20 protein-coding genes are annotated in these 22536 nt (G+C 61.8%); 4 read left to right on the top strand and 16 right to left on the bottom strand.

From position 1 onward, the window contains the following. Nucleotides 1–87 precede the first annotated feature (87 nt). From thrC to xerD, 8 genes are all read right to left on the bottom strand, one after another. The gene (gene thrC, locus PspR32_RS05515; RefSeq protein ID WP_010220231.1) at nt 88–1497 is read right to left on the bottom strand and encodes a threonine synthase; all 1410 of its coding nucleotides are present in this window, start codon (nt 1495–1497) and stop codon (nt 88–90) included. A 105-nt stretch (nt 1498–1602) separates the two neighbouring features. Further along, entirely contained in the window at nt 1603–2907 is a 1305-nt protein-coding gene (locus PspR32_RS05510; protein WP_010220232.1) for a homoserine dehydrogenase, read from the bottom strand. 79 nt (nt 2908–2986) lie between these two features. Next, nucleotides 2987–3715, bottom strand: a complete 729-nt coding sequence (gene dsbC / locus PspR32_RS05505) for a bifunctional protein-disulfide isomerase/oxidoreductase DsbC (RefSeq protein WP_100781999.1) — start codon at nt 3713–3715, stop codon at nt 2987–2989. A gap of 174 nt (nt 3716–3889) precedes the next feature. Continuing rightward, complete coding sequence (locus tag PspR32_RS05500) at nt 3890–4348, bottom strand: hypothetical protein (RefSeq protein WP_159388181.1); 459 nt, start codon at nt 4346–4348, stop codon at nt 3890–3892. 237 nt (nt 4349–4585) lie between these two features. Then, nucleotides 4586–5110, bottom strand: coding sequence for a hypothetical protein (locus tag PspR32_RS05495; RefSeq protein ID WP_159388180.1), 525 nt, complete (start codon nt 5108–5110; stop codon nt 4586–4588). 65 nt (nt 5111–5175) lie between these two features. After that, the gene (locus tag PspR32_RS05490) at nt 5176–5454 is read right to left on the bottom strand and encodes a hypothetical protein (protein WP_010220237.1); all 279 of its coding nucleotides are present in this window, start codon (nt 5452–5454) and stop codon (nt 5176–5178) included. 10 nt (nt 5455–5464) lie between these two features. After that, entirely contained in the window at nt 5465–9784 is a 4320-nt protein-coding gene (locus tag PspR32_RS05485) for an RHS repeat-associated core domain-containing protein (RefSeq protein ID WP_159388179.1), read from the bottom strand. 105 nt (nt 9785–9889) lie between these two features. Then, a complete protein-coding gene (xerD, locus tag PspR32_RS05480; RefSeq protein WP_010220239.1) occupies nt 9890–10786 on the bottom strand; it encodes a site-specific tyrosine recombinase XerD in 897 nt (298 codons plus the stop codon). Nucleotides 10787–10862: 76 nt separating this feature from the next. Between xerD and PspR32_RS05475 the strand changes: the two genes are divergently transcribed. Further along, a complete protein-coding gene (locus PspR32_RS05475; protein WP_159388178.1) occupies nt 10863–12665 on the top strand; it encodes a cation:proton antiporter in 1803 nt (600 codons plus the stop codon). Nucleotides 12666–12801: 136 nt separating this feature from the next. Here PspR32_RS05475 and PspR32_RS05470 read toward each other — a convergent pair whose 3' ends face one another. The 6 genes from PspR32_RS05470 to ffh all read right to left on the bottom strand — a co-directional run bounded on the left by PspR32_RS05470 (nt 12802) and on the right by ffh (nt 16862). Continuing rightward, the gene (locus tag PspR32_RS05470; RefSeq protein WP_010220243.1) at nt 12802–13209 is read right to left on the bottom strand and encodes an acyl-CoA thioesterase; all 408 of its coding nucleotides are present in this window, start codon (nt 13207–13209) and stop codon (nt 12802–12804) included. A 95-nt stretch (nt 13210–13304) separates the two neighbouring features. Then, nucleotides 13305–13655 carry a 50S ribosomal protein L19 gene (gene rplS, locus PspR32_RS05465; RefSeq protein WP_010220244.1) on the bottom strand — a complete coding sequence of 117 codons (351 nt, stop codon included), beginning with the start codon at nt 13653–13655 and terminating at the stop codon, nt 13305–13307. Between the two features lie 42 nt (nt 13656–13697). Further along, nucleotides 13698–14450: a tRNA (guanosine(37)-N1)-methyltransferase TrmD gene (trmD, locus tag PspR32_RS05460; RefSeq protein ID WP_159388177.1), complete on the bottom strand. Its 753-nt coding sequence runs from the start codon at nt 14448–14450 to the stop codon at nt 13698–13700. 3 nt (nt 14451–14453) lie between these two features. Further along, nucleotides 14454–14990 (bottom strand): ribosome maturation factor RimM, encoded by a 537-nt coding sequence (rimM, locus tag PspR32_RS05455; RefSeq protein WP_010220246.1) that lies wholly within the window; start codon nt 14988–14990, stop codon nt 14454–14456. A gap of 5 nt (nt 14991–14995) precedes the next feature. Continuing rightward, nucleotides 14996–15247, bottom strand: a complete 252-nt coding sequence (rpsP, locus tag PspR32_RS05450) for a 30S ribosomal protein S16 (protein WP_010220247.1) — start codon at nt 15245–15247, stop codon at nt 14996–14998. Between the two features lie 238 nt (nt 15248–15485). Beyond that, nucleotides 15486–16862: a signal recognition particle protein gene (gene ffh, locus PspR32_RS05445; protein ID WP_010220248.1), complete on the bottom strand. Its 1377-nt coding sequence runs from the start codon at nt 16860–16862 to the stop codon at nt 15486–15488. A 196-nt stretch (nt 16863–17058) separates the two neighbouring features. Between ffh and PspR32_RS05440 the strand changes: the two genes are divergently transcribed. From PspR32_RS05440 to PspR32_RS05430, 3 genes are all read left to right on the top strand, one after another. After that, nucleotides 17059–17871 (top strand): cytochrome C assembly family protein, encoded by an 813-nt coding sequence (locus tag PspR32_RS05440; protein ID WP_010220249.1) that lies wholly within the window; start codon nt 17059–17061, stop codon nt 17869–17871. A 13-nt stretch (nt 17872–17884) separates the two neighbouring features. Then, a complete protein-coding gene (locus tag PspR32_RS05435) occupies nt 17885–19096 on the top strand; it encodes a transporter associated domain-containing protein (RefSeq protein ID WP_036994025.1) in 1212 nt (403 codons plus the stop codon). 264 nt (nt 19097–19360) lie between these two features. Then, nucleotides 19361–20665 (top strand): MFS transporter, encoded by a 1305-nt coding sequence (locus tag PspR32_RS05430; RefSeq protein ID WP_010220252.1) that lies wholly within the window; start codon nt 19361–19363, stop codon nt 20663–20665. Nucleotides 20666–20756: 91 nt separating this feature from the next. Here PspR32_RS05430 and purT read toward each other — a convergent pair whose 3' ends face one another. Beyond that, entirely contained in the window at nt 20757–21938 is a 1182-nt protein-coding gene (gene purT, locus PspR32_RS05425) for a formate-dependent phosphoribosylglycinamide formyltransferase (protein WP_010220253.1), read from the bottom strand. 97 nt (nt 21939–22035) lie between these two features. Next, a complete protein-coding gene (locus PspR32_RS05420) occupies nt 22036–22503 on the bottom strand; it encodes a VUT family protein (protein ID WP_010220254.1) in 468 nt (155 codons plus the stop codon). Nucleotides 22504–22536 lie beyond the last annotated feature (33 nt).

Below are 22536 nucleotides of genomic sequence, written 5' to 3'. Positions count from 1 at the left end.
ATACCCCTGATCCGTTGCTGCAAACCAATGCCAGTGTAGAAACAAAAAAGCCCGTCAGAGACGGGCTTTCATGTGCCGATCAGTCGATCAGAGCGGCTTTCCGCGATTACCGTGCTGGCTGACGAAGGCCTGAACGGCTTTCAGGTCGTTGGCCAGGACCGTGCACTTCTCGTCACGGGCAAACAGGTCGCTCAGGTGTGCAGGCAATTCCAGGGCCTTGCCGACACCGGCCTTCTCCACCGCTTCCGGGAACTTGACCGGGTGCGCGGTACCCAGCACCACCATCGGCGTGTCCAGGCTGCGACGGCATTCGCGGGCGGCCTTGACGCCGATTGCGGTGTGCGGGTCGAGCACCTCGCCCGTCTGGGCGAAGACTTCGGCGATGGTTTCGCAGGTTTGCGCATCATCGACCGCCAGCGAATCGAACAGCTTGCGTGCTTCGGTCCAGCGGTCCTGTTCGACGCTGAAACCGCCGCCCTGCTTGAAGTTGTCCATCAGGCCGGCGATGGCCGCGCCGTTGCGACCGTGCAGGTCGAACAGCAGGCGCTCGAAGTTCGACGAGACCATGATGTCCATCGACGGCGACAGGGTCGCGTGCAGGGTTTCCTTGACGTACTGGTTGCCGCTCATGAAGCGGTGCAGGATGTCGTTGCGGTTGGTGGCGACGATCAGTTGGCTGATCGGCAGGCCCATGTTGCGCGCCAGGTAGCCGGCAAAGATGTCGCCGAAGTTGCCGGTCGGTACCGAGAACGCCACCGAACGAGCCGGGCCGCCCAGCTGCAGGGCTGCGTGGAAGTAGTAGACGATCTGGGCCATGATCCGCGCCCAGTTGATCGAGTTCACCGCGACCAGGCGGGTGCCCTTGAGGAAGCCCTGGTCAGCGAAGCTGGCCTTGACCATTTCCTGGCAGTCGTCGAAGTTGCCTTCGATGGCGATGTTGTGGATGTTCTCACCGAAGAGGGTGGTCATCTGCCGGCGCTGAACTTCCGACACGCGCTGGTGCGGATGGAGGATGAAAATGTCGACGTTGTCGCAACGGCGGCAGCCTTCGATAGCGGCAGAGCCGGTGTCGCCACTGGTGGCGCCGATGATCACCACGCGCTCGCCACGCTTGGCCAGCACGTGGTCGAGCAGGCGGCCGAGCAGTTGCAGGGCGAAGTCCTTGAACGCCAGGGTCGGGCCGTGGAACAGCTCCAGTACCCATTCGTTGCTGTTCAGCTGACGCAGCGGCGCGACCGCGGCGTGAGCGAACTCGCCGTAGGTTTCTTCGAGAATCTTCTTGAAATCGGCATCGGCGATGCTACCGGTGACGAACGGGCGCATCACCCGGAAAGCCAGCTCGTGGTACGGCAAGCCGGCCCAGGAAGCGATTTCTTCCTGGGTGAAGCGTGGCAGGTTTTCCGGCACGTACAGGCCGCCGTCGCTGGCGAGACCTGCCAGCAGCACGTCTTCAAAATTCAGGGCCGGTGCCTGGCCGCGAGTACTGATGTAGCGCATTTTTGCAAACCTTCGGTTTGAGCTTCAAGCTTCAAGCTTCAAGCTGCAAGTCACCGCAGTCCCGCTGTGATCTTGCAGCTTGTAGCTTGCCGCTTGCCGCTGTTGTCAATTGAGTTGTTCGACGCGGATACGCACGACGTTGCCGACCACATCCTGCAAGGCTTCCAGGGCGGTGATGGCATCGTTCATGCGCTGCTCGATCACTCGATGAGTGAGCAGGATCATGGGCACCAGGCCGTCCTGTTCCTCGGCTTCCTTCTGCATGATCGATTCGATGTTGATGCCGCGCTCGGAGAGAATGCTCGCCACCTGGGCCAGCACGCCCGGGTGATCCTTGGCCTGGATGCGCAGGTAGTAGGCGCTTTCGCAGGCTTCGATCGGCAGGATCGGGTGGGCCGACAGCGAGTCCGGCTGGAAGGCCAGGTGCGGTACGCGGTTCTCCGGGTCGGACGTCATGGCGCGAACCACATCGACCAGGTCAGCCACCACCGACGAAGCGGTAGGCTCCATGCCGGCGCCGGCACCATAGAACAGGGTGGAGCCGGCAGCGTCGCCGTTGACCATCACCGCGTTCATCACGCCATTGACGTTGGCGATCAGGCGGTCGGCCGGGATCAGCGTCGGGTGCACACGCAGTTCAATGCCGTTGGCCGTGCTGCGGGCCACGCCCAGGTGCTTGATGCGGTAGCCCAGTGCTTCGGCGTAATTCACGTCAGCGGTGGTCAGCTGGGTGATGCCTTCGGTGTAGGCCTTGTCGAACTGCAGCGGGATACCGAAGGCGATGGACGCCAGGATGGTCAGCTTGTGCGCGGCATCGATGCCTTCGACGTCGAAAGTCGGGTCGGCTTCGGCGTAACCCAGGGCCTGGGCTTCGGCCAGCACATCGGGGAACGCACGACCTTTCTCACGCATTTCAGTGAGGATGAAGTTGCCGGTGCCGTTGATGATCCCGGCCACCCAGTTGATGCGGTTGGCCGACAGACCCTCGCGGATCGCCTTGATCACCGGGATGCCGCCGGCCACGGCCGCTTCGAACGCGACGATGACGCCCTTCTCGCGTGCCTTGGCGAAGATCTCGTTGCCATGCACGGCAATCAGCGCCTTGTTGGCGGTGACCACGTGCTTGCCGTGGTCGATGGCCTTGAGCACCAGTTCGCGGGCGATGGTGTAGCCGCCGATCAGCTCGATGACAATGTCGATTTCCGGGTTCGTGGCAACCTCGAACACATCAGCGGTAATGGGGGTACCGGTAATCTGGCAATTCGGGTTTGGCGAACGCATGGCAATCTGTGCCACTTCAATACCACGCCCGGCACGGCGGGCGATCTCCTCGGCGTTACGCTGAAGTACATTGAAGGTACCGCCACCGACGGTCCCCAACCCACAGATGCCTACTTTGACCGGTTTCACTGTGAACTCCCCATGAAACGACCGGCTGGCAGCCGATCGTGAAACTGCCGCCACCCCAAGGTGGCGGCTTCAGATTGAATTACTTGGCCAGGGCCAGCTTGGCCACCTGCGGCGCCGGCTGGTAGCCCGGAATCACCTGGCCGTTTTCCAGGACGATGGCCGGCGTGCCGTTGACACCGATCGACTGGCCCAGGGCGAACTGCTTGCCGACCGGGTTGTCGCACTTGGCGGCCTTGATTTCCTTGCCGTCGATCATCTTGTCCAGCGCCGCCTTGCGGTCGCTCGAGCACCAGACCGCCTGCAACTGCTCGTCACCCGGCGAACCCAGGCCCTGACGCGGGAAGGCGACGTAGCGCACTTCGATACCGCGACGGTTGAGCTCAGGTACCTCGGCGTGCAGCTTGTGGCAGTACGGGCAGGTGGTGTCGGTAAACACGGTGATGTGCGACTTGGTTTCGCCCTTGGCAGGATAAACCACCATCTCCGCCGCTGGAATGGCATTGATGGTCTTGGCGATGGCCTGCCGTTCGGTCTTCTCGGTCAGGTTGACCGGCTTGCCGTCCTGGATCTGGAACAGGTAGCCCTGCATGACGAACTGGCCATCGGCGCTGGCGTACAACACCCGGCCGCCTTGGAGCTTGACTTCATACAGGCCGTTCAGCGGGCTGCTGGCAACGCTGTCGACCGGCACGCCCAGTTCCAGGGATTGCAGGGTCTTGCGGATCGCCTGCTCGGCGTTGTCGGCGGCAGCGGCAAAGGTACTGACCAGCGCCAGGGCGGCGGCGGCGAAAATCTGGGTCACGCGCATGGGAACTCCTGAAGGCGGACAGGGGGCCGGATGCAGCACGCCCGTCCTGAAAAACGGGGTGTCATTGCGGCCCTCGGTGCAAACCGCCCAAGCCTACCACAGAAGCGGCGGCGGTCGGAGGCGTGCTCGATCGGGAGAACAAGGCAGATAGCGCCAGGTGTCGGTGATCGACATTTACCGACAAATCTTGTCCAGATGGCCCAAGGCATAGCTGCACGTACCTTGGGCGCCGGGTTGTATGTTCTGTAAGTGGATGAAGAATTTGCGCGCGTGCTCGCTCATGACCCTGACAAATTCATCTTTATCGGCGGCGACAGACACCTCGCGGTGGCAATTGACGCTCACCTGCAGACGACCATTGGCAGGGGTCAGTTTGACTTCGATTGGCTGGTCCGGAAAAAAGCAGCTGAACGATTGACCCTCGCTGACCTTCAGCAGTCCTTCTGACAAATAGCTCCACAGGTCGTCGACGTAATCAAACATGCTTTGATCAATAAGACGTTTACCATTGATAGATAGAACCAAAGCCCCTTCAATTTGATCCAGGTGGCGTACCTCGCCTTGAAACTCAAAAAAGTCAACGAAACCGTCGGCGATTTTAATGTAGGTTTCAACGATGATTCTATTTTTCATGTTCACCCTTGAATGTAATCACCGACTGCAAGCATCTAGAGCGGATATTCACCAGCCGTTACAGATGAAACAGCTAAACCACCTCAACCACTGCAACGTACCGCCTGCCTTCATACACGTTTAAAGAATACCCTTTTCTTAGTAAAGAGGATGGCGCGCTCTCCACCGTCCTTCTCATATCTCCAGCCTCCACAGGCTATCTGGCAAGCCCGCTTTGGTTCGACTTTTGAGCAGCGCTCAGGTCGATTGGGCGCGGCGTAGAATAGCGCGCAGTTGATTCGCCAATTCATCTACTTCCCGGTAGCTAAAGTCGCCACTGCAAACTGCACGGGAGGCGCCCTTCAAGCCGGCGAAAACCAGATCCTGTTCAGGAGTTTCCAACCTCCAAATGACGCGTCCGAAGGTGTGATTACGTCGATGAGAAAACACCAGGAAATCGTCGAACAAAGTGCCACAGGTTAGAAAAAACGGCCTGGCGCGCTCACTGAAATCCTCAGTTTCTTCCTCATCGAACGAAGAAAGATCCTTTTCCAGCAAGGCGAAAGTCTGCGAGACACTTAGGGAGTCATAGCACTCAGGCAGGTCTGGTTTATGCAGCAGGTCCTCAAGGCAACCCAGCAGATAACCTTCGAAGTAGATCAAATCCTCCAGAGAGCCCAGCGGCTGAGAACTGAACCAGAATCGAGCATACCCCATCAGTTCGACACTATCGGTCAGGACATATTCGATGGCGATTGATGTTTTGTTGCCGATGACGTTCATCAGAGTGCGCAGCCTTTGAGGTTTCTGGCAAATTTCGGAACACCTCACCTATCTACGGCACCCTATCAATCACCGTCTGCCAGCAAAACCTCATCTGCCTCACTGGCAGTTTTCAAAAATTCAATAAAAAGAAGCACACTGCCATCTGCATCCTTCGACAGGAGCGTGACGAGTATTTTTTGATGTTCAGGATAAATTCTTGTTCGACCATAAGGATCAATATAAATACCCGTCTTTTCGCGCAACCCAGCAAAGGCATCATGGACGCGTGCGACGTCAGCATCACTTAGCTGAAGAAAAGGCTTATCGCCTCGTTTGTCTGACAAATAAGAGAAGTCCAACATCAAAAACACCTTAAAAGTGAGAGGGGTAAGAGGTTACTACTTTATCCTTCACTGGGTCATAGATTGTGACATGACCTTTCTCACCCCGTGTACCGATCACCCTACCATAATCACGCTCATAACGAATTCGCCCATCATTCTGACGAACAACTCGGGTGGGGTGGTTCATGGTTTTGTCCTCTAGCTTCTTGTATTGGCTCGGCTTTCTGTACTTGCTTTTTGCTTGTAGCTTTCTATGTTCCGCAGGCGTGAATTTACTTTTGCCTACATCATTGTGCCGCCTGACATGCCGATTCGGAACGTGCCGGGTCCTTCTAGGTCCACAGGAGAGTCCCAGTGGATCGATCCACTCAATCGGGTTCGCACTGTACTGATAGAGGTTTATACCACCGGCCAGACTGATCGGGTCCGTCTGGATAAAGCGACCGATATCCGGATCATAGAACCGAAACGTGTTGTAGTGCAGACCCGTCTCACGGTCGAGGTACTGGCCCTGGAACCTGAGGTTCTGCTCTTCGATGAAATGCGCCTCACGCACTTCCTGCAGGGTATTGCCCCAGACCTGATAACGCGCCAGCCAGACCGCTTCGCCACTGTCATCCGTCAGTTGTTCGGGTAGGCCGTTGAGGTCATTGTGGTAGTAGCGCACCTGCTGGTGCTGCCCCGTACCGTCAACCCGAGCCAAGGGTTCGTGGCTGTCTTCGACATACAGGTACAGGCTGGTCTGGCTGTATCGATGCTCCTGCAGCAAGCGCAGGCCATCCCAGGCAAAGCGGGTCTGGTCGAGCAGATTGCCCTGATCGTCGTGCTCGCTCTTTTCGATACGCCGCCCCAGCGGGTCGTAGCGCATGTTCAGTACCCGTTCGCGCCCACCGTGCTGGCTGCGCACCTGGATCAGGCGGTGCTCGGCGTCGTAGCTGAAGTGCTGGATGCCACGCCGGCTGCTGCGTTTCTCGATCAGACGGCCGAAGCCGTCGTAGCGATAGCGTTTGTCCTGATAGGTGAGCACGCGGTTATGGCGCACCAGGCCGATGCCGGCTTGCGGCCCATCGAGCAGGTTGGCGGCGGCGTCGTAGGCGAAGGCTTCACTTTGGCCCTGGCCGGCGTCCTGGCTGGCCATGATCCGCCCGCTGGCATCGTAGTGCAGCAATTGCTGGTACTGGCTGCCGGGCTGCTGGTTGTAGCGGCTGATCAGGTTGTCTGCCGGATCGAAATCGAAGCGTTGCTGTACCTGAGCCGGTAGTTGTGGCGGTTGGTGGCTTGGGCGGCGCAGGCGCGAGCGCAAACGGCCGCAGCGGTCGTACTCGCTGCGGGTGCTGATACGGCCCTGGCTGCGCAGCACTTCGCGGTGCAGGCGGTCGCGCTCGAAGTCGCTGATCACCTTGCCGTCGAGGTTGAGCTGGTGCAGATGACCGCTGCCGTAGTACAGGCGGTTGAGCCAGCGACCATCGGGCAGCTGGGTCTGGATCAGGTTGCCGAGTTCGTCGTAGTGATGCTGCAGCACTCCGCTGGCGCTGTGTTCCTCCAGCAGTTGGCCAAGGGCGTCGTAAGCGAACGCCAGCTGTTCGGTGTTGCCCGCATTGTCGGTGAAGCTGATGGCCGTCAGTTGATCGAGAGGATCGTAGCTGTACAGGGTTTCGCCATCGTCGGTGTGCTTTTTGATCAAGCGCCCGACGGCGTCCCGGTGCAATTGATGGATGATCACTTCAGCACCGCCTCGCGGGGTGGGGAGGTACTCAACGCAACTGAGGTTATCCAGCCGGTCGTAGTGATAGCGGCTTGCGCTACCGTCCAGGTCCTGCTGTTCAGCCAGGCGATCAGCCAGGTCCCAGCTGAACCTGTAGCTCTCGCCATTTTCGTTGCTTAGCGCCTGTAGGCGGCCGTAGGCGTCATAACTGAACTGCACCCGCCGACCATGCGGGTCGATGCGCTGATGCACCTGACCACGCCGGTTATAGCGGTACTGGGTAGTGTGCCCGGCGGGGTCGGTATAGCTGCTGAGCTGGCCGTTGCGATCATGCTGATAGTGCTGGTTGCGCCCGTCCGGCAGTTGCGAACCGAGCAGGCGGCCCTTCGAGTCGTGTTGATACTCGGTGCGTTCGCCGAGGGCATCGGTGACAGCCTGCAGATGCCCGCGCCGGTCATAGCTGAAGCGGGTCGGATACCCTGAGCAATCGACCTGCTCAATCAGCAGGCCCAATTCGTTCCAGCGCAGGTGCTTGTGCTTGCCCGCCGCATCGATGATCTCCACCACCTGGCCGCGTTCGTCATGGCGGTAGCGAGTGGTGTGGCCCAGCGGGTCGGTTTCGCTGCTGCAGTTGCCGCGTTGATCGTAGCGATAGCTCCAGCGCTTGCCGGCCTTGTCGGTCTGTACCCGGGGCAGCGACCAGTGTTCCAGCCATTGGGTCGCCTCGCTGCGACCCAGTGGGTCGATGCTCTCGCAGAGGTTGCCGGATTCATCGTACAGATACTGCCATTGCCCGCCCTGCGGGTCGGTAGCGGCCAGCAGCTGGCGTTCGTCGTTCCACTCGAAATGCCAGGTGTGGCCGAGGGCGTCGGTGTACTGGGTGATCTGGTACTGCGGGTTCCAGTGGCGGCTGCTGACCCGCTGCAGGCCGTCGGTGACCCGGGTGATGCCCGCCTCGATGTCGTAGTCGAAGCGGTATTCGTCGCCGTCGTCGGTCCAGTGCCGGGCCACGCGCCAGTCGTCTGCAGCACGAGTCCATTCGTAGAAGCAGCGCAGGCCGCTGGGCAACTGGTGCTCGACCATGCGCCGGCCCTGGTCGTAGGCGAAGCGCCGTTGCAGCTGGCCGCTGGCGTCGCGCACTTCGGCCAGGTCGCCGTTGCTGTCATAGGCATAGCTAACCAGCAGCTCGTTCGACTCGTCGCTGTACCATCGCTCGATATGGCTGACCCGGGCTGGCCATTGGCTGCTGTAAACCAACTGCACCTGGACCACATCGAAGGTATCGCGCAGCCTGAGCAAGCGGCCGTTGGTGTCGTAGTCCAGGTAGATGCGGTTGTCGTTGCGGTCACCCAGTTGCGCCAGGCGCAGGCGCTGCGGGTCGCCCGGGGTTGGCTGGAACAGGCGATAGAGGCCGTCGACGCTTTCGATCAGCAACTCGCCATTGTGCGCGCGCCGCACGCTCAGGCCTTCGCCAGCACTGAATACCGCATCACCCCGGGGAATGTTGCCCATGTCGACGACCCGCGCCTGTTCGTCGGTGAACAGCAGGCGCTCGCCGCCTTCAGGATGCGCTTCGATGGCGACGAAGACTTCGTAATCGACGCTCCAGCCAGCACCGAACAGGCCGTCGCGGCGCTCATCCCGGTTGTTGTAGTAGCGTTGCCAGTCCAACGGGATCAGCCCCGGCAGGCTGAAATCGAGTTCTTCCTCGCCGCTGAGAATCTTCGCCCCGGTGGGTACATGCACCGGGTTGGGTGAGCCGGCAATAGCGCTGGTGATCGCCCCGCTCACCTGGCTGGTGACCGCGCTGGCAATGCCACCGATCACCATGCAGCCGAACTTGCTGTAGAACTTGCCGCCGCGCCCGCGCAGCATCATCAAGGCGGTAATCGCCAGGCCGATGCCCGGGGTCTTGCCGCTGCGAATCTCGCGGACCACGATCGAGCCGCCGCCGATGCGCACGTTATCGGAGATCAGCCCGGCGTCGACGATCACCGCCTCGCAGGTGCTGCGATCGCCGCTGCGGCAGGCCGGATGGCCGTTGATGGTGACCTTGCTCGAACCTTCGGCCAGGTACTGGGGCGGCATCGGCGGGTGCTTGCTGCAGAGGATCTTGTCGTCGTCGGCAGGCTCGGTGTTCGGCGCCGGGCTGGCGACGGTGGGCCGCCACATCTGCGAGAAAAAACCCTTGGCCATGTCGAGGAAGCTTTCTTCCTCCTCCTCGGCCGGCGGCTGAGCGGCATCACTGCCAGCGGGCGCCGCGGCGGCAACGATGACACCGGCGGCGCGGGCGGCCGGCTTGCCATTGGTGTGGGTGTTCTTCGAGCCGGTGAGGATGTTGGCCTGCACCGAGGGCGGGAACAAAAAGTTGCCGATGCCCTCGCATAAACTGCTCAAGCCTTTGTCGGCGCCGGTCTTGCTCATGGCCACGCCGACCACGATGCCCACCACTGCACCGAGCACGAAGCAACCCAAGCCACCGGTGGCCACGGTCAGGCCCAGCGCCGCGGTCACCGCGGCGGTGGCCAGGACGCCGATGGCGACGTTGGCGGCCACCTCCAGCACGCCGCTGACGATGTCGGCCATCATCGAGGTGTGCATCAGGGCGTCGCCCTGGCGGGCGGCCCACAAGGCGTCAGACATTACTGACCTGCAACGGCACGGCTACAGGGCACTTGAACCTGGTCATGCTTGATTTCCATATCGAGCGTTTGAGGTGTCGGAATCTGCTGGATGATCGCCCGAGCGTCAACCCCGGGGGTGATGCAAAGCGTGTAGTTCCTGCAGCCGCGCACGGGCCACATGGGTGTAGATCTGGGTGGTCGACAGGTCGCTATGGCCCAGCAGCATCTGCACCACCCGCAGGTCGGCGCCGTGGTTGAGCAGGTGGGTGGCGAAGGCGTGGCGCAGGGTGTGCGGCGACAGGCTCTTGTCGATACCGGCCACCAGCGCCTGGTGCTTGATGCGGTGCCAGAAGGTCTGGCGGGTCATTTGCTCGCCACGCTGGCTGGGAAACAACACATCGCTGGGGCGCCCACCGAGCAGCTCGTTGCGCCCGTCACGCAGGTAGCGCTCGATCCACACCACCGCCTCTTCACCCATGGGCACCAGGCGCTCCTTGCTGCCCTTGCCCATCACCCGCAGCACGCCCTGACGCAGGTTGACCTGGTCCAGGGTCAGGCTGACCAGTTCGGTGACGCGCAAGCCACAGGCGTACAGCACTTCGAGCATGGCGCGGTCGCGCTGGCCGATCGGCTCGCTCAGGTCCGGCGCCTGCAACAACGCCTCGACGTCGGCTTCCGACAGGGATTTGGGCAACGGCCGACCCAGTTGCGGCATTTCCACCTGCAGGGTCGGGTCGAGGCCGATCAGCTTTTCCCGCAGCAAGTAGCGATAAAACCCTCGCACACCGGAGAGAAAGCGTGCCGTCGAACGCGGCTTGTAGCCCTGTTCCAGGCGCCAGGCCAGGTGATCGAGGATCAGTTCGCGCCCGGCATTGGGCAACTCGACGCCCTGCTCCTTGAGCCAGCCGTTGAACAGCGCCAGGTCGCTGCGGTAGGCATCGCGGGTGTTGTCGGCCAGGCCCTTTTCCAGCCATAGGGCGTCAAGAAACTGATCGATAAGCGGATGTTCAATAGCGGGCATGACAACTCTGCGGCAGGCGACGAAAACGAAGAATTGCCGCTAGTCTTCCATAACACTGCCGGCATAGGGAGCCCGAATGAACGAACAACAGATATTGCTGGCATTTGGCGGGATAGGTCTGGCGGCGCTGTGCTGCCAATGGCTGGCCTGGCGCCTGAAGCTGCCGGCAATCCTTTTCCTGCTGCTCAGCGGCATTCTCGCCGGCCCCGTGCTCGGCTGGCTCGCCCCACAGGAACTGTTCGGCCCGCTGTTGATGCCACTGGTATCACTGGCAGTGGCGCTGATCCTGTTCGAAGGCAGCCTGACCCTGCACCTGTCGCAGTGGCAAGACATCGGCAGCGTAGTGCAGCGCATGGTCACCCTCGGCGCGCTATCGACCTGGCTGGTGATCACCCTCGCGACCCACTGGCTGCTGGATTTCGACTGGCTGCTGGCGACCCTGTTCGGCACCCTGACCCTGGTCACCGGGCCGACGGTGATCGTCCCGATGCTGCGGGTGGTGCGACCGAAAGCGGCCATCGCCAACATCCTGCGCTGGGAAGGCATCGTCATCGACCCGATCGGCGCACTGCTGGCGGTAGTGGTCTACAGCTTCATCATTGCCAGCGCCGCCGGTGATGGCCTGAGCCATAGCCTGGTGACCTTTGCCGGGGTGATTGTCTGCGGTAGCGCTTTCGGTGTGGCCGGCGGCTGGCTGCTGGGCCAGGTAATGCGTCACCAGTGGTTGCCCGAGTATTTGCACAATCTGGCTTCGTTGGCGGCGGTGCTGGGGATCTTCATTGCCGCCAACCAGGTGATGCATGAGTCCGGGCTGTTGGCGGTCACCCTCATGGGCATGTGGCTGGCCAATATGAAAGGGGTGGATGTCCGGCAGATCCTGCACTTCAAGGAGAACCTCAGCGTGCTGCTGATCTCCGGGCTGTTCATCCTCCTGGCCGCACGCCTGGACCTCGATGCCTTGATTGGCTTGGGCCCGGCGGTACTGGCCTTGTTACTGATCATCCAGTTCATTGCCCGCCCCTTGAACGTCGCGCTCTCGACTGCGGGCTCGCACCTGAACTGGCGTGAACGCGCCCTGCTCGCCTGGATCGCCCCGCGCGGCATTGTAGCGGCGGCGGTATCGGCGATTTTTGCCATTCGCCTGGATCAAGCCGGGCATGAAGGCGCCCTGCTGCTGGTGCCGCTGACCTTCGCGGTGATCATCGGCACCGTGGTGCTGCAGAGCGCCACCTCGCGACCATTGGCGCGCCTGCTCAAGGTCGCCGAACCCGCGCCCAGCGGCTTTCTGATCGTCGGCGCCAACCCGCCGGCCCGCGCCCTGGCCAAGGCCCTGCAGCAACTCGATTGCCGAGTGTTGCTGGCTGACTCCAGCTGGGAGAACATCCGCGCCGCACGCATGGAGGGCTTGCCGACTTACTTTGGCCACCCGGCCTCGCAACATGCCGATGCCCACCTGGACCTGGTCGGGCTGGGCCATCTGCTGGGGCTGTCACCTGCAGGCGAGCTCAATACCCTGGCCTGCACCCGCTTTCGCCATGACTTTGGCGCACAGCGGCTGTTCGTCCTGGCCAGCGGCCTGGAGGCCAAGCGCAGCGACAAGCACCGGGCCAGTGATGAACATCGCGGGCAGACGCTGGGGAACCAGCCGCTGACCTACGGGCAGTTGGCCGGCTTACTGAACAAAGGTGCCGAGCTGTATAGCACCAACCTGACCGAGGCCTTTGGCTGGACCGATTATCAGGCGCTGCATGGCGAGCGGGCGAACCTGCTGTTTGCCCGCGATGGTAGTGGCTGGGTGCATGTGTTCGGGCCGGACACTGCGCTGAAACCTGGGCCTGGGTGGACGTTGGTGGCGTTGATTCAACCAGATCAAGGCTAACCTCAAGGGCCTCATCGCTGGCAAGGCCAGCTCCCACAGGGGCCGGTGCAAGCCGATCCATTGTGGGAACAACTGTCTGTCATCTGGTTAACGGTGGGAGCCGGCCCTGCCGGCGATGAGGCCTGACCTGCTGACGTCAGAACCCGGGCAACACCGGCACCGGGCGCTTGTCTTCATCAATGGCGACAAAGCTGAACAGGCCGTGAATGGCCTTCTCGCGGCTGTCACAGCTCATGCTTTCGACAAACACCTCGACCTCGACCTTGAGGCTGGTGTTACCCACAGTCGCTACCCGCCCGACCAGTTCGACGATGGAACCTGCGGCAATCGGGTGTTTGAAGTCGATGCGGTCGGTCGACACGGTCACCAGCGGCAAGCGGCAGAAACGCGTGGCGGCGATGAACGACACTTCGTCCATCCAGGCCAGCGCGGTGCCGCCGAACAGGGTGTTGTGGTGGTTGGTGGTGGACGGGAATACCGCCTTGGTCACGCGGGTCACCGACAGTTCGGTGCGGCGTTCGATTTCCTGCTCTCTGGGGCTCATGGGCTTCACATAGGACGACAAAATTCAGACAACAAAAAAGCAGCCCGAAGGCTGCTTTTTTCGCATGGTGGCCGCAGCCACCGGTCAAGCTGTCCTCAGGACAGTTTTTCCTTGATGCGAGCGGCTTTACCGGACAGGTCGCGCAGGTAGTACAGCTTGGCTTTACGCACGTCACCACGACGTTTCACGGCCAGGCTGTCGATTTGCGGGCTGTAGGTCTGGAAAGTACGCTCAACGCCAACACCGTTGGAGATCTTGCGAACAGTGAAAGCACTGTTCAGACCACGGTTACGCTTGGCGATTACAACGCCTTCGAAAGCCTGCAGACGCGAACGATCGCCTTCCTTCACTTTCACCTGAACGACGATGGTGTCGCCCGGGGCAAAGGTCGGGATCTCTTTGGACATCTGCTCAGCTTCGATCTGCTGAATGATTTTGTTGGTCATGCTGTGCTCCTAAGGTAAATCGTCGGATCTACCATCGATACGTTAACTATCGTCCCGCTCTCGGAGGTACTCCTCGAGCAGCTTCTTCTCTTCTCCAGAAAGTGAGCGACTTTCCAGAAGATCGGCGCGTCGTTCATAGGTCCGCCCAAGGGACTGCTGTAAACGCCATCGCCGGATGTGTGCATGGTTGCCACTAAGCAACACGTCGGGAACACGCTGATCCGCATACACCTCAGGTCGGGTGTAATGCGGGCAATCCAGCAGACCATCGGTGAAGGAGTCTTCCTCCGCCGAGTCCGCATGCCCTAAAGCTCCAGGCAGCAGTCGTGTAACCGCATCGATCAGGACCATCGCCGGCAGCTCGCCGCCAGACAGGACATAGTCTCCAATCGACCACTCTTCATCGACATGAGCTTCAATAAAGCGCTCGTCGATGCCTTCATATCGACCGGCTATCAGAATCAACGATTCATGCTTCGCCAGGTCTTTGACCGCCGACTGGGTCAGCTTGCGGCCTTGTGGGCTCAGGTAAATCACCTTCGCCGCCTCTCCGGTTGCCTGCCTGGCACTCACCAGGGCGTCTTCCAGAGGCTTGATCTTCATCACCATGCCCGGACCACCGCCAAACGGCCGATCATCCACCGTATGGTGACGATCTGCGGTGTAGTCCCGCGGGTTCCAGCAGGTCAGTTGCAACAACCCCTGTTTCACCGCGCGGCTGGTAATGCCGTACTCACTGATGGCCGAGAACATCTCGGGGAACAGCGTGATGACGTCTACGCGCAGGCTGGCCATTGCTTAGAAGTCCGCATCCCATTCGACCCTCATTTCGCCTGCAACCAGGTCGATCTTCAACACGCATTGCTCGGTATAGGGCAACAGGCGTTCTCGATCATCCAGGCTGCCCGCGCAGGGCTTGACCACCATTACATCGTTCGCGCCGGTCTCCAACAGGTGATCAATCTTGCCGAACAGCTGTTCGTCCTGATTGATGACTTTCAGACCCACCAACTGGTACCAGTAGTACTCGTCAGCAGACAGGTTGGGCAAAAGGCTACGCGAGATACAAATCTCATAACCGCTCAGAAGACGGGCTTCATCACGATCATCGAGGCCTTTGAGCTTGGCGACCAGGTCCTTTTGAGTGGAACGGCCACTGACCAGCTCGACCTGTTTTACCTTCCCTTCGTGCCGAAGCGTCCAGTGACGGTAATCCAACAGGTTTTCAATCGGATCGGTAAAGGAAAAGACCTTCACCTCGCCGCGAACGCCGTGAACCGAAAAAATCTTGCCGACGACGATCAGGTCATCTGCATTTTCTGGCGTCGCGTTCATACTGTTCAGGCAGCAGCCTTGGCAGCTTCCTTCAGCAGCTGAGCAACGCGCTCAGACGGCTGTGCGCCAACGCTCAGCCAGTGAGCAACGCGGTCTTCTTTAACGGACAGGCGAACTTCCTGGCCACGAGCGATAGGGTTGAAGAAACCAACCTGCTCGATGTGCGAACCGGTAACCGGGTTACGCGAGTCGGTCACGGTCAGGGTGTAGAATGGGCGCTTTTTAGAGCCACCACGGGCAAGACGGATGGTTAGCATTGAACATCGTTCCTGTAGTCGGTGCTGCAAATCATAATGCACAGCGGGCACACGGGTGCCCGAAAGGCCGCATATTCTCAAGGAATACACGGACTTTTGCAAATGCCTTTTTACGCCGGGTAAAAAGGCCAGCCTGCCGATCTGCGGTTTGTGCAGCCTTTATATAAAGGCTGCGGCGTTCCCGCCGAGGCGGGGTTCCGATCGTCGGCCCGTTTCCAGGCCGCCGATCCGAATGGGGTTACAGCTTGGGCATGCCGCCGCCGGGCATCATGCCACCCAGGCCGCGCATCATCTTGGCCATGCCGCCTTTGGCAGAAAACTTCTTCATCATCTTCTGCATCTGCTTGTGCTGCTTGATCAGACGGCCGATGTCCTGCACCTGGGTGCCGGAACCGAGGGCGATACGGCGTTTGCGCGAACCGCTGATCAGGTCAGGGTCGCGGCGCTCGGCCGGGGTCATCGAGTTGATGATCGCTTCCATCTGCTTGAACTGCTTCTCGGCGGCGCCCTGGGCGCTGCCCATCTGGGCCAGGTTGACGCCGCCGATACTCGGCAGCTTGTCCATCAGGCCGCCCAGGCCACCCATGTTCTTCATTTGTTGCAGCTGGTCACGGAAGTCTTCGAGGTCGAAGCCCTTGCCCTTCTTCAGCTTCTTGGCCAGCTTGTCGGCCTTTTCCTTGTCGAGGGTCTGCTCGGCCTGCTCGATCAGGCTGAGCACGTCGCCCATGCCGAGGATGCGCGAGGCGATGCGGTCCGGGTGGAACGGTTCGAGCGCATCGCTCTTCTCGCCCATACCGATGAACTTGATCGGCTTACCGGTAATCGCACGCACCGACAGCGCGGCACCGCCACGGGCATCACCGTCGACCTTGGTGAGGATCACACCGGTCAGCGGCAGCGCATCGCCAAACGCCTTGGCGGTGTTGGCGGCGTCCTGGCCGGTCATGGCGTCGACCACGAACAGTGTCTCGATCGGCTTGACCGCGGCGTGCAGGTCCTTGATCTCGGTCATCATTTCGGCGTCGATGTGCAGACGACCTGCGGTGTCGACGATGACCACGTCGATGAACTTGAGCTTGGCCTCGCGGATCGCCGCTTCAGCGATGGCCACTGGCTTCTGGCTGATATCGGACGGGAAGAAGGTCACGCCGATGTCGCCCGCCAGGGTTTCCAGCTGCTTGATCGCCGCCGGACGGTAGACGTCGGCCGACACCACCATCACGGTCTTCTTCTTGCGCTCTTTAAGGAAGCGCGCCAGCTTGCCGGCGGTGGTGGTCTTGCCCGCGCCCTGCAGACCAGCCATCAGCACCACCGCAGGCGGCGCGGCGTTGAGCGCCAGGTCTTCGTTGGCGGCGCCCATCAGGCCTTCGAGCTCGGCCTGGACGATCTTCACGAACGCCTGGCCCGGGGTCAGGCTGCGTGACACTTCGGTGCCGACCGCACGCTCCTTGACCTTGTTGACGAAATCCTTGACCACCGGCAGGGCGACGTCAGCCTCGAGCAACGCCATGCGCACTTCGCGCAGGGTGTCTTTGATGTTGTCTTCGGTCAGCTTGGCCTTGCCGGTGACATGGCGCAGCGTCTGTGACAGACGGTCGGTCAGGTTTTCAAACATGGTGATCCTTTCGGGCTCTGTAGAACCGAGGTTTATCAGCTGCCTCTGGCGTATTCGGCCGGCCTTGGGCAGGGGCAGGCCGGCGATTATAACGAAGACTTGGCCCAGCGCACACCATGCCGTCGGCTGGCAGTCTTCCTAGGCGGGCGCGATCTATGCCAAACTCAGTCCCTTTCGGGCTTGCCTAACAGGACTTATGCTCCCCTTGTCACCCAGCTTGCTACCCAATCTCATCGCCGCCTGCCTGTATGCCGCCGCGACCTTCTATCAAGGCTCACGCCTGGCCCAGGGCACCAAGGCCGACAAACGCCTGCTCGGCCTGCTTGGCGCGCTGGCGGTCATTGCCCAGGGCACCGCGCTGTTCTGGCAGTTGCTCACGCCCCTGGGCCTGAGCCTGGACTTCTTCAGCGCCGCCAGCCTGATTGCCACGGCGGTGATCGCCCTGACCCTGCTGGCCTGCCTGCGCATCCCGGTGGAGAACCTGCTGCTGTTGCTGTTCCCGCTAGGCACCGCCACGGCCCTGATCGCCCAGTTTGCGCCGTCCGGCACGGTACCGCTGATCAACGAAGAGCCGGGCATCCTCGCCCATATCCTGCTGTCGATCCTGGCCTACGGCATGTTCACCATCGCCGTGGTCCAGTCCTTGCTGCTGCTGTTGCAGGATCACCAGCTCAAGCACAAGCACCCGTCCGGGCTGATCAAGAACTTCCCGCCGCTGCAGACCATGGAAAGCCTGCTGTTCGGCTTCCTCTGGGCTGGCTGGGGCCTGCTGTCGCTGTCGCTGATTTCCGGCTGGCTGTTCCTTGACAACCTGTTCGCCCAGCACCTGGTGCACAAGACCCTGCTGGCTTGCCTGGCCTGGATCGTCTTCAGCGTGCTGCTGTGGGGCCGTACGCGCCTGGGCTGGCGCGGGCACAAGGCGATTCGCTGGACTCTGGCCGGTTTCTGCCTGCTGATGCTGGCCTATTTCGGCAGCAAGCTGGTACGCGAATTCATCCTGCATATCTGACGGGCACAGGTAAATGGACGCTCTGCCGTTAGGACCGCTACTCGGCGTATTGGCACTGGCACTGCTCTGGTCGGCGCTGTTCACTGCGGTGGACACCGCCCAGCAGCTGAACGGCGCACGGCGCAACGCCCAGAGCGGCGAACACCCGGAACTTGCCGTTCCCCCCCAGGCCCTGGTGCTGTGCTCGACCCTGGGCAAGCTGCTGGTGCTGGCCCTGGCCTGCCTGATGGGCCAGCGCTACAGCGGCGAACATGGCTTCTGGCTGGCCGGCCTGGGCGCCGCAGCCGTGCTGCTGATCGTCGCCGAATACCTGCCGCGGCAACTGGCCCGGCGCAACCCCCAGGCCTTTATCGGCCTGGGCAACAGCCTGCTCAAGGCGCCGCTCAAGCTGCTGCAACCCCTGGCCTGGCTGCTCGATGGCTGCGCGCGCCTGCTGCTGCGCCCGTTTCGCGTACAAAGCCATGCCGTGGCGGTGCACGACAACGACGCTGCCGACCGCTATGACACCGATGCGCCTGACACCGAACAGCGCCTGAACCTGCCCGAAAGCCTGCTGGCGCTGGACAAGATCACCGTCAACGACATCCTGGTGCCGCGCAACGATGTTGACGGCATCAACCTCGATGAGCCGATCGAGGCGATCATCGAGCAGTTGATCATCAGCCGTCACACCCGCCTGCCGGTCTACCACAGCGACATCAACCAGGTTGAAGCGATCCTCAACACCAAGCAGATCAGCCACCTGCTGCCCAATGCCGAGCTGACCCGCGAAACGCTGCAAGCGGCCTGCTACGAACCCTACTTCGTGCCGGAAAGCACCCCGCTGCAGCTGCAATTGCTGAATTTCCACAAGCAGCAGCGGCGCCTGGGGGTGGTGGTCGACGAGTACGGTGAAGTGCTCGGTATCGTTACCCTGGAAGACATCCTCGAAGAAATCGTCGGCGAATTCGAAGACGAGCACAGCCTCGACAACCCGCACATCCACCCCCAGGCCGACGGACGCTTCGTCATCGAAGGCAACGTGTCGATCCGCGAGCTCAATCGCACCCTGGGCTGGCACTTGCCCAGCGACGGTCCAAAAACCCTCAACGGCCTGGTCACCGAAGCCCTGGAAAGCATCCCGGAAAGCGCGGTATGCCTGAAAATCGGCCGTTATCGCCTGGAAATCCTCGAAACCGAGGACAATTGTGCCAGTCGCATACTGGTCTGGACGCTCAAGCGCTAGCTATACTGAGGCTCGCTTACCCAGCCCCAGCCGTCTCGCCCGCTACCCGCACCGGCGTCACACGGCCCGTCAGCCTGGCTGCACATTGCGCGCAATAGCGGTACTGGTTCACACCCCGAACCTTGCCCGCGCCCGCCCCTATCCCAAAAAGGCGTATGTTCAGCCACGCGACCATAACAATTCGCTTCGGCGCGCGCCTTTGCCTGCCTGTTCAAACAGGCTGGGGCCATGCCCATGGAGCATTCGACTGTCAGGGATAATCGTATGACAACCAGCAGCACCTACTCCGAAACCGCCCAGGCCAGCCCCGGCAATTCGCCGGCGCGGGTCGCCACCGCCAGCTTCATCGGCACTGCCATCGAGTTCTACGACTTCTACGTGTACGCCACCGCCGCCGCGCTGGTAATCGGTCCGGTGTTCTTTCCGCAGACCTCCGGCACCGCGCAGATGCTCTCGGCATTCCTGACCTTCGGTATCGCCTTCCTCGCCCGGCCCCTGGGCTCGGCGCTGTTCGGCCACTTCGGCGACCGCATCGGGCGTAAGTCGACCCTGGTGGCCTCGCTGCTGCTGATGGGTGTCTGCACCACCCTGATCGGCGTACTGCCCGGCTACGACAGCATTGGTGCCTGGGCGCCGATCCTGCTCTGTGTATTGCGCTTCGGCCAGGGCCTGGGCCTGGGCGGCGAATGGGGCGGCGCGGCCCTGCTGGCCACCGAGAACGCGCCCAAAGGCAAGCGCGCCTGGTTCGGCATGTTCCCGCAACTGGGCCCGTCCATCGGTTTTCTGGCGGCCAACGGCCTGTTCCTGACCCTGGCCATGGTCCTGAGCGACGAGCAGTTTCGCAGCTGGGGCTGGCGCGTCCCGTTCCTGCTCAGTGCCGTCCTGGTCATCGTCGGCCTGTATGTGCGCCTGAAGCTGGAAGAAACCCCGATCTTCGCCAAGGCCGTGGCCCGTCACGAGCGGGTGAAAATGCCGGTGGTCGAGTTGTTCGCCCAATACTGGGCCCCGACCCTGCTGGGCGCTGCGGCCATGGTGGTGTGCTATGCGCTGTTCTACATCTCGACGGTGTTCTCGCTCAGCTATGGCGTCTCGACCCTGGGTTACAGCCGCGAGACCTTCCTCGGCCTGCTGTGCTTCGCGGTACTGTTCATGGCCCTGGCCACGCCACTGTCGGCCTGGCTCAGCGACCGCTACGGGCGCAAGCCGGTGCTGATTGTCGGCGGCGTGCTGGCGATTGCCTCGGGCTTTACCATGGAGCCGCTGCTGACCTCGGGATCGACCACCGGCGTGGCGCTGTTCCTGGCTATCGAGCTGTTCTTGATGGGCGTGACTTTCGCGCCGATGGGGGCGCTGCTGCCTGAGCTGTTTCCGACCCACGTGCGTTACACCGGGGCGTCGGCAGCCTATAACCTGGGCGGGATTGTCGGGGCCTCGGCGGCGCCGTTCTTTGCCCAGAAGCTGGTGGCCATGGGCGGCCTGAGCTGGGTCGGCGGGTATGTGTCGGCGGCGGCTGTATTGAGCCTGATTGCGGTGCTGTGCCTGAAAGAGACGCGGCACTCGGAGCTTTGACAAGCGGGGCTGCTGCGCAGCCCATCGCTGGCAAGGCCAGCTCCCACAGGGTTCGCGCAATGCAGATCCATGGTGGGAGCCGGCCTTGGGTTTAGAACTCTACCGTGACCGCCTGCGAAGCACGGGTCGCCTTGGCCCGGGCGGCTTCGATCGACTCGTCACGGGCCAGGCACACGCCCATGCGCCGCTGGCCGTTGACCTCAGGCTTGCCGAACAGGCGAATGGCGGTATCCGGCTCGCTCAGGGCGGCGCCCAGGTTGGCGAACGCGGTCTGCTGCGACTGGCCTTCCACCAGAATCACCGCCGAAGCCGACGGGCCGAACTGGCGGATCAGCGGGATCGGCAAGCCCAGGATTGCTCGCGCATGCAGGGCGAACTGCGACAGGTCCTGGGAAATCAGGGTCACCAGACCGGTGTCGTGCGGGCGCGGCGAGACTTCGCTGAACCACACCTGATCGCCTTTGACGAACAGCTCGACCCCGAACAGGCCACGGCCACCCAGCGCCTCGGTCACCGCCTTGGCCACCCGCTCGGACTCGGCCAGGGCCACCGGGCTCATGGCTTGCGGCTGCCAGGATTCCTGGTAATCGCCCTTTTCCTGGCGATGACCGACCGGCGCGCAGAAGGTGGTGCCGCCGACATGACGAACGGTCAGCAGGGTGATTTCGTAGTCGAAATCGATAAAGCCTTCGATGATCACCCGGCCCTTGCCGGCACGCCCGCCTTCCTGGGCGTAGTCCCAGGCCTTGCGCACATCGTCAGCGCTGCGCAGCAGGCTCTGGCCCTTGCCCGACGAGCTCATTACCGGCTTGACCACGCACGGGAAACCCAGGTCTTCGACGGCCTTGGAGTACTCCTCGAAGGTATCGGCAAAATGATACGGCGAGGTCGGCAGGTCCAGCTCTTCGGCGGCCAGGCGACGGATGCCTTCGCGGTTCATGGTCAATTGCGCGGCACGTGCGGTCGGCACCACGGTGAAGCCTTCGTTTTCCAGTTCGACCAGGGTCGCGGTGGCGATGGCTTCGATTTCCGGGACGATGTAGTGCGGCTTCTCGGCTTCGATCACGGCCCGCAGGGCGGCGCCGTCGAGCATGTTGATCACGTGGCTGCGATGAGCCACCTGCATGGCCGGGGCATTGGCGTAACGGTCCACGGCAATCACTTCAACACCCAGGCGTTGCAGCTCGATCACCACTTCCTTGCCCAGCTCGCCGCAGCCACAAAGCAGTACGCGGGTCGCGGTCGGCGACAATGGGGTTCCGATACGGGTCATTTCAGGTCCTCAGAGGGAAGAACATCCTGGGCCGCCCCGTACTCGGTGCAACCCGGTGAAAAGGAGCGCCATTTTACATGAACCGTGGCCGTCGGCCTCAGCCGGTGACCACCCGCTTGCGCGCGCGCCAGGCCATGGCCAGCCAGACCACGGTAACCCCGGCGAATTTCGACGCCAGGGCGGTGCCGACCACAGCCGGGGTCAGGGCGCCGATAATGCCGAAGAAGATAAAGGTGTCGATCGGGATACTCAGCGCCGAGCTCAACCACAGGCGATCATGCAACGGCCGCTTGGTCAGGGTGAACACCAGCCAGTCGATGCATTCGGACACGGCAAAGGCTGTGGCACTGGCCAGGGCGATGGCCGGCTCCGAGGTGATATAGGACAGCACCAGGGCCGCCAGCATGGCAATCAGCGCGCCGTGGCCGAAGCGGGTCTGGACCATGTCACGGAGGATGAACACCAGCCCGCCCCAGGCGGACCAGATGACGTCCAGGTGCGGGGCACTGGAGAAGGCGTAGTTGATCAGCACTACGCTGCTGATATAGGCAATCAGAAAGAACATGGGATCGACCGCTGGGCAAGCGCTACAGGGTAC

The organism is Pseudomonas sp. R32 (assembly GCF_009866705.1).
GTDB lineage: Bacteria > Pseudomonadota > Gammaproteobacteria > Pseudomonadales > Pseudomonadaceae > Aquipseudomonas > Aquipseudomonas donghuensis.
Note: the sequence above shows the minus strand (reverse complement) of the source record. Positions and strands in the feature narration are given on the sequence as shown.

Coding starts and splice junctions, on each gene's coding strand:
- thrC (WP_010220231.1), bottom strand. CDS start 1,497: ATGCGCTACATCAGTACTCGCGGCCAGGCACCGGCCCTGAATTTTGAA.
- rimM (WP_010220246.1), bottom strand. CDS start 14,990: ATGAACGCGACGCCAGAAAATGCAGATGACCTGATCGTCGTCGGCAAG.
- PspR32_RS05420 (WP_010220254.1), bottom strand. CDS start 22,503: ATGTTCTTTCTGATTGCCTATATCAGCAGCGTAGTGCTGATCAACTAC.
- dsbC (WP_100781999.1), bottom strand. CDS start 3,715: ATGCGCGTGACCCAGATTTTCGCCGCCGCCGCCCTGGCGCTGGTCAGT.
- rpsP (WP_010220247.1), bottom strand. CDS start 15,247: ATGCTAACCATCCGTCTTGCCCGTGGTGGCTCTAAAAAGCGCCCATTC.
- PspR32_RS05435 (WP_036994025.1), top strand. CDS start 17,885: ATGGACGCTCTGCCGTTAGGACCGCTACTCGGCGTATTGGCACTGGCA.
- PspR32_RS05430 (WP_010220252.1), top strand. CDS start 19,361: ATGACAACCAGCAGCACCTACTCCGAAACCGCCCAGGCCAGCCCCGGC.
- ffh (WP_010220248.1), bottom strand. CDS start 16,862: ATGTTTGAAAACCTGACCGACCGTCTGTCACAGACGCTGCGCCATGTC.
- PspR32_RS05490 (WP_010220237.1), bottom strand. CDS start 5,454: ATGTTGGACTTCTCTTATTTGTCAGACAAACGAGGCGATAAGCCTTTT.
- PspR32_RS05485 (WP_159388179.1), bottom strand. CDS start 9,784: ATGTCTGACGCCTTGTGGGCCGCCCGCCAGGGCGACGCCCTGATGCAC.
- purT (WP_010220253.1), bottom strand. CDS start 21,938: ATGACCCGTATCGGAACCCCATTGTCGCCGACCGCGACCCGCGTACTG.
- rplS (WP_010220244.1), bottom strand. CDS start 13,655: ATGACCAACAAAATCATTCAGCAGATCGAAGCTGAGCAGATGTCCAAA.
- PspR32_RS05470 (WP_010220243.1), bottom strand. CDS start 13,209: ATGAGCCCCAGAGAGCAGGAAATCGAACGCCGCACCGAACTGTCGGTG.
- PspR32_RS05475 (WP_159388178.1), top strand. CDS start 10,863: ATGAACGAACAACAGATATTGCTGGCATTTGGCGGGATAGGTCTGGCG.
- xerD (WP_010220239.1), bottom strand. CDS start 10,786: ATGCCCGCTATTGAACATCCGCTTATCGATCAGTTTCTTGACGCCCTA.
- PspR32_RS05495 (WP_159388180.1), bottom strand. CDS start 5,110: ATGAACGTCATCGGCAACAAAACATCAATCGCCATCGAATATGTCCTG.
- PspR32_RS05500 (WP_159388181.1), bottom strand. CDS start 4,348: ATGAAAAATAGAATCATCGTTGAAACCTACATTAAAATCGCCGACGGT.
- trmD (WP_159388177.1), bottom strand. CDS start 14,450: ATGGCCAGCCTGCGCGTAGACGTCATCACGCTGTTCCCCGAGATGTTC.
- PspR32_RS05440 (WP_010220249.1), top strand. CDS start 17,059: ATGCTCCCCTTGTCACCCAGCTTGCTACCCAATCTCATCGCCGCCTGC.